This is a genomic window from Ideonella aquatica, from assembly GCF_018069755.1.
In the GTDB taxonomy this organism is placed as follows: domain Bacteria; phylum Pseudomonadota; class Gammaproteobacteria; order Burkholderiales; family Burkholderiaceae_C; genus Ideonella; species Ideonella aquatica.
In genome coordinates this window covers 18,472-33,838 of record NZ_JAGQDE010000001.1, presented here as the reverse complement: position 1 = coordinate 33,838, position 15,367 = coordinate 18,472, and the positions used below count along the sequence as shown (strand labels likewise).

The following is a 15,367-nucleotide window of genomic DNA, read 5'->3' as shown; positions in this document are numbered from 1 at the left end:
CCGGGATCATCCCGGGATAGAGCGGTCTCCCTAGCGGATTAGGATGAAGCCTCCAGGCCGCCTGCCTACACTGGCCTGCATGACTCGGGGGACAGCGTGGCCGCCCGAGGCGCCCAAGCCTTTGGCGCGGGCCACCCAGCCACGCCACACGGACACTGCGAGGACACATCCCATGGTCAAGAAGCTCAAGAAGATGGCCGAGGCCAAGGCCGCCAACCCCGCCGGCCTGCTCGACAGCCAACTCGCCGGCGCCGTCAAGGCCTCGGCCCAGCAGATCTGGCTGGCCGGCATGGGCGCGTTCGCCAAGGCACAGGAAGAAGGCGGCAAGGTCTTCGAGGCGCTGGTCAAGGAAGGCGTGAGCCTGCAGCGCAAGACCCAGGCCGTGGCCGAGGAGCGCCTGGGCGACGTGACCGGCAAGATGAGCGCGATGGCCGGTGAGGTCACCAACAAGGCCGGCGCCTCCTGGGACAAGCTGGAATCGATCTTCGAGGCCCGCACCGCCAAGGCGATGAGCAAGCTGGGCGTGCCCACCGCCAAGGACGTGGCCGAGCTGACCGCCCGCGTCGAGGCCCTGGCCGCCGCCGTGGCCCAGTTGGGCGGCGACGTCAAGCCCGCCAAGCCGGCCAAGGCGCCGCGCAAGGCCACCGCACCGAGGAAGGCCGCCGCCAAGGCCGCGGCGCCGGCACCGGCTCCGGCCCCTGCCAAGAAGGCCGCCGCGCCGCGCAAGGCGGCGGCCAAGAAGGCGGCCCCCGCGGCCTGAAGCTCCCGCCGGGGTGCTGGCGCCCTGGCGCCCACCCCGCCCTGACGCATGGCCCGACCCCGACGACGTCCCCCGCGCCGCCCGCGCATCGGCCTGGCCCTGGCGGGCGGCGGCCCGATCGGCGCCATCTATGAGATCGGCGCCCTGTGCGCGCTGGAAGACTCGGTCGAGGGTCTGTCCTTCACCGGGGTGGACCACTTCGTCGGCGTCTCGGCCGGCGCCTTCATCGCTGCCGCGCTGGCCAATGGCCTGACACCGCGCGCGATGTGCGAGGCCTTCATCGAGAACGTCGGTGGCGACGAAAGCGTCATCGACCCAGGTCTGTTCACCCAGCCCGCCTGGAACGAGTACGTGCGCCGCATGGCGATGGCGCCGATGGTCACCGCCTCGGCCGCCTGGCAGTGGATGCTGGGCCGCGGCTCGCTGGCGGGCTGGATGTCCGATGTCGGCCGCCTGCTGCCCAACGGCTTCTTCGACAACGCGCCGCTCGAGCGCCATCTGCGCCAGCTGTTCTCGGCGCCGGGCCGCAGCAATGACTTCCGCGACCTGGGTCAGCGGCTGGTGGTGGTGGCCACCGACCTGGACACCGGCGACGCCGCCCCCTTCGGCCAACCCGGCTGGGATGAGGTGCCGATCTCGCAGGCCGTGGTCGCCAGCGCCGCGCTGCCGGGCCTGTACCCGCCGGTCGAGATCGGTGGCCGGCACTATGTGGACGGCGCGCTGAAGAAGACCGTGCATGCCTCGGTGCTGCTCGAGCGCGGCCTGGACCTGCTGATCTGCCTGAACCCGCTGGTGCCTTTTGATGCCTCCCACGAGCCGGGCCAGGGCCGGCGCACCGGCACCGGCGCGATTCCGCGGCTGGAACAGGGCGGCCTGCCGGCGCTGCTGAGCCAGACCTTCCGCTCGCTGATCCATTCACGGCTGGAGCTGGGCATGAAGGGCTACGAGCGCAGCCATCCGGACTGCGACATCCTGCTCTTCGAGCCCGACCACGGCGACGCCGAGATGTTCCATGCCGGCACCTTCAGCTACTCGATGCGCCGCCGCCTGGCCAGCCATGCCTTCCAGCAGACCCGGCAGATGCTGCGCGAGCGCGCCGCCGAGCTGGCCCCGACACTGGCGCGCCACGGCCTGCGCCTGAACGAGGATCGGCTGCACGAGCCGCGCCAGTTGCTGGCCAGTGACACGCCGCCGCCAGCGCCGCGCGGCAAGGCGCTGGTCGCGCGCACCCACCGCACGCTGGACCGGCTGGAGCGCTGGGTGTCGCGCCGCTGATCAGTCGCGCGGGTCCTCAGTCGGGCAGATAGCGCCGCTCCAGGTGCGCCCGGAAGTGCGCCGGGTTCAGCGTCTCACCGCTGGCGCGCTGCGCCAGCTCGTCGGTCGGCCACTGGCTGGCCTGCGACCAGATGCGCGCAGACAGCCAATCCAGTGCCGGCGACAGGTCACCCGCGTCGATCGAGGCGTCCAGACCGGGCAGGTCGCGGCGCATCGCGGCAAACCACTGCGCGGCGTACATCGCCCCCAGTGAATAGCAGGGAAAGTAGCCGAAAGACCCATCGGTCCAGTGGATGTCCTGCATCGGGCCATCGCGGAAATTGCCGCGGGTGTCCAGGCCCAGCAGCGACTGCATGCGCTCGTCCCACATGGCCGGGATGTCGTCGACCTCGGCCTCGCCCTCGATCAGCGCGCGCTCGATCTCGAAGCGCAGGATCACATGCGCCGGGTAGGTGACCTCGTCGGCCTCGACCCGGATCAGGCCGGGCTTCACCCGCGTCAGCAGCCGGTGCAGGTTCAGCGGCTCGAAGGCCGGCTGGGCGCCGAAGGCCTCGACCAGCAGCGGCGCCAGCAGCCGCGCGAAGCCGGGGTGACCGCCCAGTTGCATCTCGAAGGACAGGCTCTGGCTCTCGTGCAGCGCCATCGAGCGGGCCGCACCGATCGGCTGGCCCAGCCAGGCCCGCGGCAGGCCCTGCTCGTAGCGGCCATGGCCGGTCTCGTGGATGGTGCCCATCAGCGCGAGCACAAAGTTGTCTTCGACGAAGCGGGTGGTCAGGCGCACATCCTCGGGTGCGCCGCCCGAGAATGGGTGGGTGGACACATCCAGCCGGCCGGCCTGGAAATCAAAGCCCAGGCGGCGCATCACCTGCTCGCACAGACCGCGCTGGGCCGGCACCGAGAACGGGCCCACCGGATCGATCACCGGCGCCTGGGTCTGCCGCGCCACCACCTGCTGGATCAGCCCGGGCAGCCAGCGCCGCACCTCGCCGAACAGGCGCGCCACCTCGGCCGCGCGCATGCCGGGCTCGTACTGGTCCATCAGCGCGTCGTACAGGCCCAGGCCGCTGCGCTCGGCCAGCAGCCGCGCTTCCTCGCGGGCGATCTCCAGCACCGGCCGCAGGTTGGCGGCAAAGCCGGCCCAATCGTTGGCCGGGCGCTGGCTGCGCCAGGCGTGCTCGCAGCGCGCGCCGGCCAGCGCGCGGCGCTCGACCAGGTCCTCGGGCCAGGCGGTGGCCAGCAGCCAGTGGCGGCGGATCTCGCGCAGATTGGCCCGCTGCACCGCGTCCAGCGGCTCGGCGTCGGCCTGGGTCAGCAGGTGGCCGATCTTGGGTTCGGTGCGTAGGCGGTGCAGCAGCGCGGCCAGCTCGGCCAGCGCCGCCGCGCGCGCCTCGTTGCCGGCCGGGGGCATGTAGGCCGCCTGGTCCCAGCTGACGATGCCCTGCAGGTGCTCGTAGCGGTGGATGCGTGCGAAGGCCGCGCACAGGGCCTGGTAAGCGGATGCGGCGGATGGCTCGGTTGTCATTGTGGTTTCACTCCCTCCAGCGGTCGGGGCCCGATGGTCCCCCGATTGTGAATGCTGGCCTGCCGCGGCGGACCGCCGGTTGCACCCGTTGACAGATGGCTCAGGCCGACAGCAGCGGCCAACCCGCCACGATCGCCGCGGTCATCAGCGTGTAGCGCAGGAACTTGCCCAGCGCCATCCAGGCCACGCAGGGCCAGAAGGGCAGCCGCAGCCAGCCCGCCAGCGCACACAGCGGATCGCCCACCAGCGGCAGCCAACTGAGAACGCAGGCCTTGGGCCCGAAACGGCGCAGCATTTCCAGCACGCGTTGCTCGCGCGGCGGCCGGTGCGTGACCTGCTCGAAGGCGCGCTCGGCGCCCCAGCCCATCCACCAGCTGATCGCGCCGCCCAGGGTGTTGCCCGCGGTGGCCACCAGCACCGCCGGCCAGAACAGACCCGGCTCGGCCAGCACCAGCGCGGCCACCGCGGGTTCGGAGCCCAGCGGCAGCAGCGTCGCCGACACCAGCGCGAACAGGAACACCGCCGGCAGGCCGACCTGCGGCAGCGCCAGCCAATCCATCAGCCCGGCCAGCTGCGATGTGAACCACGCCTCCATCGCACCGATTGTGGCCCGGCGGACAAGGCCCTGGGGGCTATACTCCTGCCTCCTTTTTCAGCACCCTCCCCCATGCGCATCGGCCCCCATGAGCTGCCGAACCGGCTGTTCGTCGCCCCGATGGCCGGGGTGACCGACCGGCCGTTTCGCCAGCTGTGCCGGCGCCTGGGTGCCGGCTATGCGGTGAGCGAAATGGTCACCTCGCGCAAGGACCTGTGGCAGTCACTGAAAACCTCGCGCCGCGCCGACCACACCGGCGAGCCCGGGCCGATCGCCGTGCAGATCGCCGGCACCGACGCGCCGATGATGGCCGAGGCCGCCGCCTACAACATCGACCGCGGCGCGCAGATCATCGACATCAACATGGGCTGCCCGGCCAAGAAGGTCTGCAACAAGTGGGCCGGCTCGGCGCTGATGCGCGAGGAGCCGCTGGCGCTGCAGATCATCGAGGCCGTGGTGGCCACCTGCGCACCGCGCGGCGTGCCGGTGACGCTGAAGATGCGCACCGGCTGGTGCGACACCGAGCGCAATGCGCTGCGCCTGGCGCGCGCCGCCGAGAGCGCTGGCGTGGCGATGGTCACCGTCCATGGCCGCACGCGCGAGCAGGGCTACAGCGGCCAGGCCGAGCACGCCACGGTGGCCGCAGTGAAGGCCGCGCTGTCGATTCCCGTGGTGGCCAACGGCGACATCGACTCCCCCGAGGCCGCTGCCGCGGTGCTGGCGCGCACCGGCGCCGACGCGTTGATGATCGGCCGCGCCGCCCAGGGCCGACCCTGGATCTTCCGCGAGATCGCCCACTTCCTGGCCACCGGCGAGCACCTGCCGCCGCCCGCCACGCGCGAGGTGCAGGCCTGGCTGACCACCCACCTGCGCGACCATTACGGCCTCTATGGCGAGGCCAGTGGCGTGCGCAGCGCGCGCAAGCACATCGGTTGGGCGGTGCGTACGCTGCCCGGCGGCGAGGCCTTCCGCGCGGTGATGAACACCCTGGACGACGCCAACGCGCAGTTGCGCGCGGTGTCCACCTTCTTTGACGAGCTGGCCGATACCCACGAGCGCCTGCCCCTGCCCGCCGCCAACCACGCCGTGTTGCGCGAGCGCGCCTGACCCCCCGAGACCCATGAGCAAGAAGAATATCGAGGAGAGCGTGCGCGACACGCTGGACCAGTATTTCAAGGACCTGCACGGCGCCGAGCCGCACTCGCTGCACGACCTGGTGATGGCCAGCGCCGAGAAGCCGCTGCTGGAAGTGGTGATGCGCCAGGCCGACGGCAACCAGAGCAAGGCCGCCGAGTGGCTGGGCATCAACCGCAACACGCTGCGCCGCAAGCTGCTCGACCACCGGCTCATCAAGTGATCCCCCCTTCTTCAAACTGACCCGCCCACCATGACCCAGCTCACCGCCCTGCTCTCGGTCTCCGACAAGACCGGCATCGTCGACTTCGCCCAGGCCCTGCACGGCCACGGCATCCGCCTGCTGTCCACCGGCGGCACCGCCAAGCTGCTGGCCAGCGCCGGCCTGCCGGTCACCGAGGTCAGCGAGATCACCGGCTTCCCTGAGATGCTCGACGGCCGCGTCAAGACCCTGCACCCGCGCGTGCACGGCGGCCTGCTGGCCCGCCGCGATGTGCCCGAGCACATGGCCGCGCTGAAGGAACATGGGATTGGCACGATCGACCTGCTGATCATCAACCTCTATCCCTTCGCCCAGGCCACTGCCAAGGCCGACTGCACGTTCGAGGACGCGATCGAGAACATCGACATCGGCGGCCCCGCGATGCTGCGCGCCGCCGCCAAGAACTGGCAGGACGTGGGCGTGGTGATCGACCCCGCCGACTACCCGCAGGTGCTGGCCGAGCTGGCCGCCTCGAAGGGCACTTCACTGACCCGCGCCACCAAGTTCATGCTGGCCAAGAAGGTGTTCTCGCACACCGCCGCCTATGACGGCATGATCAGCAACTACCTGACCTCGCTGGCCCCGGGCGCCGAGGAGAACACCGCCGCCGTGCCGGCGCGCGAGGAATACCCCAGCGTGTTCAACCTGCAGCTGCACAAGGTGCAGGGCATGCGTTACGGCGAGAACCCGCACCAGAGCGCCGCCTTCTACAGGGAAGCACAGGTCGCCCCGGGCCTGCTGGCCGGCTGGACCCAGATCCAGGGCAAGGAGCTCAGCTTCAACAACATCGCCGACGCCGATGCCGCCTGGGAATGCGTCAAGGCCTTCGAGGCGCCCGCCTGCGTCATCGTCAAGCACGCCAACCCCTGCGGCGTGGCCGTGGGTGCGACGCTGCTGGAAGCCTACGAGAAGGCCCTGAAGACCGACCCCACCAGCGCCTTCGGCGGCATCATCGCCTTCAACCGGCCGCTGGATGCCGACGTGGTCGAGAAGATCAACGCCAACAAGCACTTCGTCGAGGTGGCGATCGCCCCGACCATCACCCCGGCCGCGCGCGCCGCCTACGCCGGCAAGGTCAATGTGCGCCTGCTGGAAGTGGCCATCTCGCGCACCAGCAACCCGCTGGACATGAAGCGCGTGGGCGGCGGCATGCTGCTGCAGTCGGCCGACAACGTCGACATCGTCGGCGAGCTGAAGGTGGTGACCAAACTGAAGCCCACCGCGCAGCAGCTGGAAGACCTGAAGTTCGCCTGGACCGTGGCGCGCTTCGTCAAGAGCAATGCCATCGTCTTCTGCAAGGACGGCATGACCTTTGGTGTGGGGGCCGGCCAGATGAGCCGCCTGGACTCGGCCCGCATTGCCAGCATCAAGGCCCAGGCCGCCGGCCTGAGCCTGGCCGGCACGGCAGTCGCCAGCGACGCCTTCTTCCCGTTCCGCGACGGCCTGGACGTGGTGGTCGACGCCGGCGCCACCTGCGTCATCCATCCGGGTGGCTCGATGCGCGACGACGAGGTGATCGCCGCCGCCGACGAGCGCGGCATCGCGATGGTGCTGACCGGCACGCGCCACTTCCGCCACTGAACATGGCCAAGGCACCGCAGGTCGACCCGGCCGAGGTGCAGTTCACGGCCATCCGCGCCCAGGGCGCGGGGGGCCAGAACGTCAACAAGGTGTCGAACGCCGCGCACCTGCGCTTCGACATCGGCGCCAGCTCACTGCCCGAGGCGCTGAAGGCCCGGCTGATGACCTGGCCCGACAGCCGCATCGGCAGCGACGGCGTGGTGGTCATCAAGGCCCAGGAGCACCGCAGCCTGCCGATGAACCAGTCCGACGCGCTGGCGCGACTGCAGGCACTGGTCGACGCTGCCGCCCATGTGCCCAAGGCGCGCAAGGCCACCAAGCCGACCCGGGGGTCGCAGCAACGGCGCCTGGCCAGCAAGAGCAAGCGCAGTGAGATCAAGGCCGGCCGTCAGAGCCGACCGGAGTGATCAGAACAGCGCGCTCAAGAACTGCAGCGTCCGACCGTGTGCCAGCGCCGCGGCGGCCGGGCCGTGCGAGGCCCGCGCCCAGCAGTTGAAGCCGTGCTGTGCCCCCTCGTAAACGAAGAGCTCGGCGGGCTTGTGCGTCATGGCGACACGCACCGACTCCACCGCGTCCAGCGGGATGTGCGGGTCCTCGCCCGCGTAGTGGAACTGCATCGGACAGGTGATGGCCGGGGCCAGCGCCAGCTGGTTCTGGATGCCGCCGCCGTAATACGTCACTGCGGCGTCCAGGCCGCCCTGGGCCGCCAGCGTCCAGGCCAGTCGGCCACCCATGCAGTAGCCCAGTGCGGCGCTGCGGCCGCTGCATTCAGGGCGGGCCTTCAGCGCGGCCAGCGCGGCAGCCAGGTCTGGCCCGGCCTCGGCCGGCTGCAGGGATTGCATCAGCGCCAGCGCGCGCTCCCGGTCGGCCCCCACGTAGCCCAGGTCCACCCGGGGCGACTGGCGCCAGAACACATCGGGCGCCAGCACCACAAAGCCGTCCAGCGCGTACTGCTGGGCCACCGCGCGGATGTGTGCGTTGACGCCAAAGATCTCCTGCAGCAGCAGCAGGCCCGGGCCGCGGCCGGCCGGCGGCAGCGCCAGATAGCCCTGGTAGCCCGGGCGGGCGGGGTCCAGGTCGATCCACTGTGCGGTGACGGTCATGGGGTGGTGCTCAGTAGGCGCGCCCACCCTTGAAGTGGGCATGGGTGCGGCGGTTCAAGGGGGCGGCCCGCGCCATCGCGTCCAGGCTGCCGCCGGCGTGCGCATGGGTGATGGCCAGGCCCAGCGCATCGGCCGCGTCCTTGCCCGGCACGCCGGGCAGCGACAGCAGGCGCTGCACCATGGCCTGGATCTGGTCCTTGCTGGCGTGGCCGTGGCCGACCACCGATTTCTTCATCTGCAGCGCGGTGTACTCGGAGACCTTCAGCCCCGCCATCACCAGCGCCGTGAGGGCCGCACCGCGCGCCTGGCCCAGCAGCAGCGTGCTCTGCGGGTTGACGTTGACGAAGACGATTTCGCAGCTGGCCTCGCTGGGCTGGTAGCGCTGGGCCACCTCGGTGACGCCCTCGAAGATCAGTTTCAGCCGCCCGGGCAGGTCGCCCAGTGCGACACCGGTGCCCGCACCGGTGGTGCGGATCGTGCCGCTGGCCACGTAGTGCAGCCGCGGGCCGTCCTTCTCGATGACGCCGAAGCCGGTGGTGGCCAGGCCGGGGTCGATGCCGAGCACGCGTGTCATGGGAGCGAGAAATACCAGCGCAGCGAATGGAAGAACACCGGCGCCGAAAAGGCCAGCGGGGCAATGCGGTCGAGCAGGCCCACCGCACCGGTGACGCTGGCCTGAGGACCCCAGTACTGTACGCCTGCGTCCTTCTTCAGCGCCTTCATCACCAGCTCGCCCATCTGCCCGGCACCCCCCGCCAGCGCCGCCATCGCAAAGGCCTGCCAGGGCTTGAAGGGCGTGATCCAGTACAGCGCCGCGCCGGCCACGGCGCCCACCAGCACGCCGGCCCCCCAAGCCCGCCACGAGAAGCTGCGGCTGATCGCCCGAACGGTGGGCCGCCGGCGCAGGGCATGGCTGGCCAGCTCCTGCGCGATCTGCGCCAGTGCCGCCACCACCACCAAAAAGAACAGCAGGAAGGCGCCGCGGCCGCCATAGCCGCGGAACTCCAGCAGCAGCAGCGCCGGCACATGCGACAGGCCGAAGGCGCAGACCATCAGGCCCCACTGCAGTTTGGCGTTGCGCTCCAGGAAGCGCTCGGGGTCGCCGGCCAGCGCACTGATCACCGGCAGCGCGATGAAGGCATAGACCGGGATGAAGACGCTGAACAGGTTGAACCAGCGCCCGCCCGCCAGCACGAACTGCAGCGGCAGGATCACGAAAAAGGCCGCCAGCAGCGCGCGGTGGTCGCTGCGCCGGGTGTGCATCAGCGTGACGAACTCGCGCAGCGCCAGGAAGGCCAGCACGCCGAACAGCAGCGTCGCGCCCACCGCGCCCGACAGCCAGCCCAGCCAGAACAGCACCGCGCCGAACCACACCGCACGCAGGTCGCGCGCGAAGCGCTCGCGGGCCCGCCGCTCGCGGTCGCCGCGCGGCTCGCGCAGGTTCCACAGCAACGCACCGGCGCTGGCCAGTGCCAGCACGCCGAACAGCACCACGAACAGCAGGCCCACCTGCTGCTCCACGCTGAGCGACCTCAGCCAGCCCACCTCAGTCGCCCCCCGGCGGTCGCAAGGCCATCACCGCGTCGCGCGCCCGCACCAGAAAGCCCGCCTTGTCCTCGTCCTCGCCCAGCACCAGTGGTGCACCGAAGCTGACGCTGCACAGGATGGGCACCGGCACCACCTCGCCCTTGGGCATCACCCGCTGCACGTTGGCGATCCAGCAGGGCACCAGCTGCACCTGCGGGAACTGGCGGGCCAGGTGGTAGAGGCCGCTCTTGAAGGCTTGCGGTTCACCGCTGCTGCCGCGTGTGCCCTCGGGGAAGATCACCAGCGAGTCGCCGCCCTGCAGCGCCTGCTGCAGCGGTGCCAGCGGGTCCTCGTCGCCCTGGCGCTGGCGGTCGACATAGACGGCATGGAAGACCTCGCGCGTGATCCAGTGCTTCAGCGGCGACGAGGTCCAGTAGTCGCGCGCGGCGATCGGCCGGGTGCGCGCACGCAGTTCGCCGGGCAGCGCGGCCCAGATCAGCACCCAGTCCAGGTGACTCTGGTGGTTGGCAAAGTAGATGCGCTGCACCGCCTGCGGCACGCAGCCGCGCCAGTGGCCCTGCGCGCCCGTGATCAGGCGGGCGACGAAGGCGAGCAGCTGGCCCATCAGCTCGGCACGGGTCATGCGCCGATGGTAGCCGCAGACAGCGGCGATACTGCCGGCATGAACTGGTCGCTGTCCTCGCCCACCCCGCTCTTCGCCTGGCTGCTGGTGGTGGCCTCCGGCGTCTGCGAGATCGCCTTCTCGGTGCTGATGAAGGAGTGCGACGGCTTCACCAAGCCGGCGCCCACCGCGGGCGCGGTGGGTTTTGGTCTGGTCAGCATCTGGCTGATGTCGGTGGCGCTGCGCGGCGTGCCGCTGGGGCCGGCCTATGCGGTGTGGGCCGGCATCGGCACGCTGGGCACGGCCCTGCTGGCCACGCTGCTCTACCAGGAGCCGATGACGCCGATGAAGGCGCTGTTCTTCGCGCTGGTGGTGGTGGGCATCATCGGCCTGCAGGCCGGCGAGCACTGATCAACCAGCCCGCTCTGCGCCTCCCAAGGCCTTGTAGAGCGCCAGGCGGTTCAGCGCCTCGGCCAGACGCACCTGCACCAGGGCCTGCTGCGCAGCGGCCAGCGCGCGCTCGGCGTCCAGCGTGTCCACCAGGCTGGCGGCGCCCACTTCGAAGCGCAGCCGCGTCAGCCGGCTGCGCTCCTGCTCGGCCGCCAGCAGCGCCTGCTGGGCCTGCACCTGGCGGGTCCAGGTGGACTGGGCGACCAGCGCGTCGGCCGCCTCGCGGTAGGCGCCCTGCACCGTCTTCTCGTAGCTGGCCACGGCCTGCTCGCGGTTGACCTCGGCCACACGCACGTTCGCCTGGTTGCGGCCGCTGTCGAACAGCGCCATCGCCAGCGTCGAGGTCAGCGAGTAGGCGAACTGGCCGCCATCGAACAGCCCGGCCAGCGTGTCGCTGACCTGGCCGGCGCTGCCACTGATCACCAGGCGCGGGAACATCGCGGCGCGCGCCACGCCGATGTTGGCGTTGGCGGCGATCAGCTGCTGTTCGGCCTGGATCACGTCGGGCCGCGCCAGCAGCACCTGCGAGCCCATGCCCGCGGGCACCGGCGCCAGCCAGTCGGCGCCGGCCAGCGAGACATCGTCCGGCGGCAGTTGTGCCGGCGTCAGCGGCTGACCGACCAGCAAGGCCAGGGCGTTGCGGTCCTGGGCCTGCTGGCGCTCCAGCTGCGCCACACTGGCGCGGGCGCTGGCGGCCAGGCCTTCGGCGGCGCGCAGCTCCAGCGCGCTGGCAGCACCCACGCGCTCGCGCAGCGCCGTCAGACGCAGCGACTCCTCGCGGGTGGCCAGCGTGGCGCGGGCCAGGCGCAGCTGCTCGGTGTCGGCCGCCAGTGTCAGCCAGGCGGTGGCGGTCTGCGTGACCAGCGCCAGCCGGGCAGCGCGCGCGCCGGCCTCGTTGGCCAGCAGCGAGGCCGCCGCGGCATCGCTGCCATCGCGCACCCGGCCCAGCAGGTCGATCTCGTAGCTGGAGAGCTGCAGGCCGCCCTGCCAGCTGTTGGTCTGCACGCCCTGGTTGTTGGGCGTGCGACTGGCGATCAGCGCGGCCGACAGCGTGGGCCAGCGGTCGGCGTCGGCGATGCGCAGCTGGGCGCGGCTCTTCTCGACATTGAGCAGGGCCGCCCGCAGGTCGCGGTTGCCGGCCAGGGCCAGCTCGACCACCTGGCGCAAGCGCGCGTCGCGCAGCAGCTCGGTGGTGGATGGCCAGGCGCCCGGGGCGACCTCAGCGGCCGCCGGCAGCGTATCGGGCACAGGTGCGGCAGGGCGCTGGTAATCGGGCGCCAGGTGGACGCAGCCGGCCAGCAGCAGGCTGGCAGCCAAGGGAGTGAGCAGGCGGCGCATCAGTGGCCCTCCTTCTTCAGTGCGGCCGCGGCGGCCGCATCGGTCGCGGCCGAGCCGATCGAGGTGCCGTGCGGCGCCTCATGGCCGCTGGCCGGGAACAGCCGGCGGATGACGACGAAGAACACCGGCACCATCAGCACCGCCAGCACGGTGGCGGTGATCATGCCGCCCATCACGCCGGTGCCGATGGCGCGCTGGCTGGCCGAGCCGGCGCCACTGGCGATGGCCAGTGGCAGCACGCCCAGGATGAAGGCGAACGAGGTCATCAGGATCGGGCGGAAGCGCAGATGGCAGGCCTCCAGCGTGGCCTCGATCAGCCCCTTGCCCTCGGCCATCAGGTCCTTGGCGAACTCGATGATCAGGATCGCGTTCTTCGCCGACAGGCCGATGATGGTGATCAGGCCGACCTTGAAGTACACGTCGTTGGGCATGCCTCGCAGCCACACGCCGGTCAGCGAGCCCAGCACACCCAGCGGCACCACCAGCAGCACCGCCACCGGGATGCTCCAGCTCTCGTACAGGGCCGAGAGGCACAGGAACACCGCCAGCATCGAGAAGGCCAGCAGGATCGTGGCCTGGGCGCCCGAGAGCTTCTCCTCACGCGACTGACCCGTCCACTCGAAGCCGAAGCCGGGGGGCAGCTGGCCGGCCAGGCGCTCCATCTCGGCCATCGCGTCACCGGTGGAATAGCCCGGCGCCGCGTCGCCGCCGATCTTCATCGCCGGGTAGCCGTTGTAGCGCACGGTCTGCGCCGGTCCGGTGACCCAGCGCGTCTGCGCAAAGGCCGACAGCGGCACCTGCTGCCCCTTGTTGTTGGGCACGAACAGGCGCAGCACGTCCTCGGGCTGCATGCGCGCCGAGGCCTCGGCCTGCACGATCACGCGCTGCAGGCGGCCGCCGTTGGGGAAGTCGTTCACATAGGCCGAACCCAGCGCCACCGCCAGCGTGTTGCCGATGGTGTCAAAGGACACGCCCAGCGCGGCGGCGCGCTCGCGGTCGATGTCGAGCTGCAGCTGCGGTGCGTCTTCCAGGCCGTCCGGGCGCACGCCCTGCAGCACCTTGCTCTGCGAAGCCATGCCCAGCAGTTGGTTGCGCGCCGCCAGCAAGGCCTCGTGCCCGTTGCCGCCGCGATCCTGCAGCCGGAAGTTGAAGCCGGTGGCCGTGCCCAGCTCGGGGATGGGCGGCGGCGACAGCGGGAAGATGAAGGCGTCGCGGATGTTGCCCATGAAGTAGCCAAAGGCGCGGCCGGCCAGCGCCTGCGCGCTGTGCTGCGGCCCGCTGCGCTCCTCCCAGGGCTTGAGCGGCACGAACACCAGCGCGGCGTTCTGGCCCGAGCCCGAGAAGCTGAAGCCCAGCACGCTGACCACCTTGTCGACCTCGGGCTGAGCCTGCAGGAAGCCCTCGACCTGCTTGATCACCTCCAGCGTGCGGCCCTGGGCGGCGCCGGGCGGCAGCTGCACATTGACGATCAGGTAGCCCTGGTCCTCGTTGGGCAGGAAGGAGGTGGGCAACTGGCGGTACATCAGCGCCACCGCGGCGATGATCGCGGCATAGATGACCAGGAAGCGGCCGGCGCGCGGCAGCACCTTGGCAATCATGCCCTCGTAGGTCTTGGCGGTGCGCTTGAAGCTGCGGTTGAACCAGCCGAAGAAGCCGCGCTTCTCGTGGTGGTCAGCCGGCACCGGCTTGAGCAGCGTGGCGCACAGCGCGGGGGTGAGTGACAGCGCCATGAAGGCCGAGAACAGCATCGAGGCCACCATCGCCAGCGAGAACTGGCGGTAGATGTTGCCCACCGAGCCGCTGAAGAAGGCCATCGGCACGAAGACCGAGACCAGCACCACGGTGATGCCGATGATCGCGCCGGTGATCTGGCCCATGGCCTTGATCGTGGCTTCGCGCGGGCCCAGGCCCTCCTCGGCCATGATGCGTTCGACGTTCTCCACCACCACGATGGCATCGTCGACCAGGATGCCGATCGCCAGCACCATGCCAAACAGCGTCAGCACGTTGATCGAGAAGCCCAGCGCCAGCATCACCGCAAAGGTGCCGGTCAGCGCCACCGGCACGACGATGGTGGGGATCAGCGTGTAGCGGATGTTCTGCAGGAACACCAGCATCACGACAAAGACCAGCGCGATCGCCTCGATCAGCGTTTTGACGACCTCCTGGATCGAGATGCGCACGAACTTCGACGAGTCGTAGGGGATGTCGTAGCTGACACCCTCGGGCATGAAGGCCTTGAGCTCGGCCATGCGCTCCTTGACGGCCGTGGCGGTGGCCAGCGCGTTGCCGGTGGGCGAGAGCTGGATGCCGATGCCTGACGCGTCCTTGCCGTTCAGCCGCGAGCGGCTGGCATAGGCCTGGGCGCCCAGCTCCAGGCGGGCCACATCGCGCAGATGAACGCTGGAGCCGTCGGTGTTGGCGCGCAGCTGGATGGCGCCGAACTGCTCGGCGGTGCTGAGTTGGCCGTTGACGTTGATCGTGGCGTAGATCGATTGCTCGCTGGCATTGGGCAGCGCGCCGATGGTGCCGGCCGAGACCTGGGCGTTCTGTGCGCGGATCGCCGCCACCACGTCGGTGGGCGACAGGCCGAAGCCTTGCAGCTTGGCCGGGTCGATCCACACCCGCATCGCGCGCTCGGTGCCAAACAGCTGGGCCTGGCCCACGCCCGGGATGCGCAGCAGCTCGGGCTGGATGTTGCGCGCGGCATAGTCGCCCAGCGCCACCGGGTCATAGGCCGGGTTGGTGGAGGTGAGCGAGACGAACAGCAGAAAGTTCGAGCGCGCCTTGTCGACGCGCACGCCCTGTTGCGTCACCGCGCTGGGCAGGCGCGGCGTGGCGCGCGAGAGGCGGTTTTGCACCTCGATCTGGGCAATGGCCACATCGGTGCCCGGCTCGAAGGTGGCGGTGATGCTGCCGCCGCCGTTGGCGTCGGCCGAGGACTCCATGTAGATCAGGCCCGGTGCGCCATTGAGCTCCTGCTCGATGACCGACAGCACCGAGTCTTCCAGCACCTGCGCCGAGGCGCCCGGGTAGGCGGTGCTGATGACGATGGCCGGCGGCGCCACGGTGGGGTACTGCGCCACCGGCAGCCGGGTGATGGCCGCCGCGCCGATCACCACCACGAACAGGGCGATGACCCAGGCGAAGATCGGCCGGTCGATGAAGAAACGCGAGTTCATGCGTGGACTCCCGCGC

The 15,367-nt window shown here is 70.6% G+C and carries 15 protein-coding genes; 7 read left to right on the top strand and 8 right to left on the bottom strand.

Annotation, left to right across the window (positions count from 1 at the left end; translation table 11 throughout):
• The first annotated feature begins 172 nt into the window (after positions 1-172).
• Positions 173-760, top strand: coding sequence for a phasin family protein (locus KAK06_RS00175; RefSeq protein ID WP_210799666.1), 588 nt, complete (start codon positions 173-175; stop codon positions 758-760).
• Positions 761-808: 48 nt separating this feature from the next.
• Positions 809-2,035, top strand: coding sequence for a patatin-like phospholipase family protein (locus KAK06_RS00170; protein WP_210799665.1), 1,227 nt, complete (start codon positions 809-811; stop codon positions 2,033-2,035).
• A gap of 16 nt (positions 2,036-2,051) precedes the next feature.
• Here the strand turns inward: KAK06_RS00170 and KAK06_RS00165 are convergent, their stop codons facing one another.
• Together KAK06_RS00165 and KAK06_RS00160 are read right to left on the bottom strand one after the other, a co-directional pair.
• On the bottom strand, positions 2,052-3,557 hold the full coding sequence (locus KAK06_RS00165) for a carboxypeptidase M32 (RefSeq protein WP_210799664.1): 1,506 nt from the start codon (positions 3,555-3,557) through the stop codon (positions 2,052-2,054).
• Between the two features lie 100 nt (positions 3,558-3,657).
• Positions 3,658-4,152, bottom strand: coding sequence for a YqaA family protein (locus KAK06_RS00160; RefSeq protein WP_210799663.1), 495 nt, complete (start codon positions 4,150-4,152; stop codon positions 3,658-3,660).
• A gap of 72 nt (positions 4,153-4,224) precedes the next feature.
• Between KAK06_RS00160 and dusB the strand changes: the two genes are divergently transcribed.
• The 4 genes from dusB to arfB are packed head-to-tail and all read left to right on the top strand — an operon-like array spanning position 4,225 to position 7,536.
• A complete protein-coding gene (gene dusB / locus KAK06_RS00155) occupies positions 4,225-5,259 on the top strand; it encodes a tRNA dihydrouridine synthase DusB (RefSeq protein WP_210799662.1) in 1,035 nt (344 codons plus the stop codon).
• A 13-nt stretch (positions 5,260-5,272) separates the two neighbouring features.
• Entirely contained in the window at positions 5,273-5,509 is a 237-nt protein-coding gene (locus KAK06_RS00150) for a helix-turn-helix domain-containing protein (RefSeq protein ID WP_210799661.1), read from the top strand.
• 30 nt (positions 5,510-5,539) lie between these two features.
• A complete protein-coding gene (gene purH / locus KAK06_RS00145) occupies positions 5,540-7,129 on the top strand; it encodes a bifunctional phosphoribosylaminoimidazolecarboxamide formyltransferase/IMP cyclohydrolase (protein WP_210799660.1) in 1,590 nt (529 codons plus the stop codon).
• Between the two features lie 2 nt (positions 7,130-7,131).
• The gene (gene arfB / locus KAK06_RS00140; RefSeq protein WP_210799659.1) at positions 7,132-7,536 is read left to right on the top strand and encodes an alternative ribosome rescue aminoacyl-tRNA hydrolase ArfB; all 405 of its coding nucleotides are present in this window, start codon (positions 7,132-7,134) and stop codon (positions 7,534-7,536) included.
• Here arfB and KAK06_RS00135 read toward each other — a convergent pair whose 3' ends face one another.
• Genes KAK06_RS00135 through KAK06_RS00120 form a run of 4 tightly spaced genes read right to left on the bottom strand, consistent with a single transcriptional unit; the run spans position 7,537 to position 10,402 of the window.
• A complete protein-coding gene (locus KAK06_RS00135; protein WP_210799658.1) occupies positions 7,537-8,232 on the bottom strand; it encodes a dienelactone hydrolase family protein in 696 nt (231 codons plus the stop codon).
• A 10-nt stretch (positions 8,233-8,242) separates the two neighbouring features.
• Positions 8,243-8,806 (bottom strand): crossover junction endodeoxyribonuclease RuvC, encoded by a 564-nt coding sequence (ruvC, locus tag KAK06_RS00130; protein ID WP_210799657.1) that lies wholly within the window; start codon positions 8,804-8,806, stop codon positions 8,243-8,245.
• The gene (locus tag KAK06_RS00125) at positions 8,803-9,777 is read right to left on the bottom strand and encodes a phosphatidate cytidylyltransferase (RefSeq protein ID WP_210799656.1); all 975 of its coding nucleotides are present in this window, start codon (positions 9,775-9,777) and stop codon (positions 8,803-8,805) included. The genes ruvC and KAK06_RS00125 overlap by 4 nt, the downstream gene beginning before the upstream one ends.
• A 1-nt stretch (position 9,778) precedes the next feature.
• Positions 9,779-10,402 carry a lysophospholipid acyltransferase family protein gene (locus KAK06_RS00120; protein WP_210799655.1) on the bottom strand — a complete coding sequence of 208 codons (624 nt, stop codon included), beginning with the start codon at positions 10,400-10,402 and terminating at the stop codon, positions 9,779-9,781.
• Positions 10,403-10,441: 39 nt separating this feature from the next.
• Here KAK06_RS00120 and KAK06_RS00115 point away from each other — a divergent pair, with 39 nt between their 5' ends.
• A complete protein-coding gene (locus tag KAK06_RS00115) occupies positions 10,442-10,792 on the top strand; it encodes a DMT family transporter (protein WP_210799654.1) in 351 nt (116 codons plus the stop codon).
• Here KAK06_RS00115 and KAK06_RS00110 read toward each other — a convergent pair whose 3' ends face one another.
• Both KAK06_RS00110 and KAK06_RS00105 read right to left on the bottom strand, forming a co-directional pair.
• Entirely contained in the window at positions 10,793-12,169 is a 1,377-nt protein-coding gene (locus KAK06_RS00110; protein WP_210799653.1) for an efflux transporter outer membrane subunit, read from the bottom strand.
• On the bottom strand, positions 12,169-15,351 hold the full coding sequence (locus tag KAK06_RS00105) for an efflux RND transporter permease subunit (protein WP_210799652.1): 3,183 nt from the start codon (positions 15,349-15,351) through the stop codon (positions 12,169-12,171). Before KAK06_RS00105 ends, KAK06_RS00110 begins: the two co-directional genes overlap by 1 nt.
• Positions 15,352-15,367: the final 16 nt, after the last annotated feature.

What these genes read in the sequence shown, in the direction of transcription:
- KAK06_RS00175 (WP_210799666.1), top strand. Translation starts at nt 173, where the DNA reads ATGGTCAAGAAGCTCAAGAAGATGGCCGAGGCCAAGGCCGCCAACCCC.
- KAK06_RS00170 (WP_210799665.1), top strand. Translation starts at nt 809, where the DNA reads ATGGCCCGACCCCGACGACGTCCCCCGCGCCGCCCGCGCATCGGCCTG.
- KAK06_RS00165 (WP_210799664.1), bottom strand. Translation starts at nt 3,557, where the DNA reads ATGACAACCGAGCCATCCGCCGCATCCGCTTACCAGGCCCTGTGCGCG.
- KAK06_RS00160 (WP_210799663.1), bottom strand. Translation starts at nt 4,152, where the DNA reads ATGGAGGCGTGGTTCACATCGCAGCTGGCCGGGCTGATGGATTGGCTG.
- dusB (WP_210799662.1), top strand. Translation starts at nt 4,225, where the DNA reads ATGCGCATCGGCCCCCATGAGCTGCCGAACCGGCTGTTCGTCGCCCCG.
- KAK06_RS00150 (WP_210799661.1), top strand. Translation starts at nt 5,273, where the DNA reads ATGAGCAAGAAGAATATCGAGGAGAGCGTGCGCGACACGCTGGACCAG.
- purH (WP_210799660.1), top strand. Translation starts at nt 5,540, where the DNA reads ATGACCCAGCTCACCGCCCTGCTCTCGGTCTCCGACAAGACCGGCATC.
- arfB (WP_210799659.1), top strand. Translation starts at nt 7,132, where the DNA reads ATGGCCAAGGCACCGCAGGTCGACCCGGCCGAGGTGCAGTTCACGGCC.
- KAK06_RS00135 (WP_210799658.1), bottom strand. Translation starts at nt 8,232, where the DNA reads ATGACCGTCACCGCACAGTGGATCGACCTGGACCCCGCCCGCCCGGGC.
- ruvC (WP_210799657.1), bottom strand. Translation starts at nt 8,806, where the DNA reads ATGACACGCGTGCTCGGCATCGACCCCGGCCTGGCCACCACCGGCTTC.
- KAK06_RS00120 (WP_210799655.1), bottom strand. Translation starts at nt 10,402, where the DNA reads ATGACCCGTGCCGAGCTGATGGGCCAGCTGCTCGCCTTCGTCGCCCGC.
- KAK06_RS00115 (WP_210799654.1), top strand. Translation starts at nt 10,442, where the DNA reads ATGAACTGGTCGCTGTCCTCGCCCACCCCGCTCTTCGCCTGGCTGCTG.
- KAK06_RS00110 (WP_210799653.1), bottom strand. Translation starts at nt 12,169, where the DNA reads ATGCGCCGCCTGCTCACTCCCTTGGCTGCCAGCCTGCTGCTGGCCGGC.
- KAK06_RS00105 (WP_210799652.1), bottom strand. Translation starts at nt 15,351, where the DNA reads ATGAACTCGCGTTTCTTCATCGACCGGCCGATCTTCGCCTGGGTCATC.